Source organism: Pseudoalteromonas sp. NEC-BIFX-2020_002 (genome assembly GCF_013002825.1).
GTDB lineage: Bacteria > Pseudomonadota > Gammaproteobacteria > Enterobacterales > Alteromonadaceae > Pseudoalteromonas > Pseudoalteromonas neustonica.
This window is the reverse complement of record NZ_JABEPJ010000046.1, coordinates 1-1,238: the sequence shown is the minus strand read 5'-3', so window position 1 is coordinate 1,238 and position 1,238 is coordinate 1. Positions and strand designations below refer to the sequence as shown.

Below are 1,238 nucleotides of genomic sequence, written 5' to 3'. Positions count from 1 at the left end.
TGTTGTGATTCAATGAAACCGGACACAAATTTAGGTGGTATTATTACCACTCAAACAGAGGTGTTCTATGACAAAACAACGTCGCTCTTTTTCTCAAGAGTTTAAACTTGATTCAGCAAAATTAGTCCTTGATGAAGGATACTCACTCCCAGAAGCTGCTCGCTCACTAGAAGTCGGTGAAACAGCTCTTCGTCGTTGGGTTAAGCAATTACAAGATGAGCGTGGTGGCACAACACCAAACTCTAAAGCGCTTACTCCTGAACAGCTGAGAATTCAGGAGCTTGAAGCTAAAGTTAATCGCCTTGAAAGAGAAAAAACAATTTTAAAAAAGGCTACCGCTCTCTTAATGTCAGACGAGATGAACAATATTCGTTGATAGACCAATTAAGTGAGCATGAGTCTGTGGAAATGGTCTGTAGCGTATTTAATGTTCCGCGTTCAAGTTATTATGATTTTAAGCAGCGTGTGACATCAATTAAACTTGAAGAGGTGCAACTTAGGTCAACGATTAATGAGTTATTTTCACTCAGTCGTGGAGCTGCTGGTAGCCGCATGTTGGTGGCGATGCTAAAAGACGCTGACTTACCTGTTGGCGTCTTTAAGGTACGCCGTATCATGCGTGACATGGGGTTGGTCTGTAAACAACCTGGGCCTCATTCATATAAATTAGCGAAGGGGGAGCGGCCAGACATTCCAAACAGACTTAACCGTGAATTTGAAGTAAATAGCCCAAACCAAGTTTGGTGTGGGGATATTACGTATATATGGACGGGTAAGAAATGGTCGTACTTGGCTGTTATTATTGACTTGTTTTCTCGTCGTGTGGTTGGCTGGGCAATGTCTGATAAGCCTGATACTGACTTAGTTATTAAAGCATTAGATAGAGCATACGAACAACGAGGCAAACCATCTGGGCTGATGTTTCATTCAGACCAAGGGAGTCAATACAGCGCAAAAAGGTTTCAACAAAGGCTGTGGCGTTACCGTATAAAACAAAGTATGAGTCGCCGAGGGAATTGCTGGGATAATGCCCCGATGGAGCGCCTATTTAGAAGTTTAAAAACAGAATGGGTTCCCTCATTGGGTTATCGTAATTATCAAGAAGCTGAAAAAGATATTAGCTATTATTTGATGAATTACTATAACTGGCGCAGGCCGCATAGCCACAACCAAATGGTTGCCCCTGGAGTAGCCGAAGAAAAACTTAATTCACTGTCCGGAATTAGTTGACCACAACA

General features: G+C 42.2%; 1 protein-coding gene. It reads left to right on the top strand.

The features are described from left to right. Positions 1-67 precede the first annotated feature (67 nt). Positions 68-1,230, top strand: a protein-coding gene (locus HJP15_RS21580; protein ID WP_170174632.1) for an IS3 family transposase whose coding sequence is annotated in 2 segments (ribosomal slippage) — positions 68-323 and positions 323-1,230 — 1,164 coding nt in all. Because the reading frame shifts where the segments join, the coding sequence is not laid out codon by codon here. The last annotated feature ends 8 nt before the right edge of the window (positions 1,231-1,238 follow it).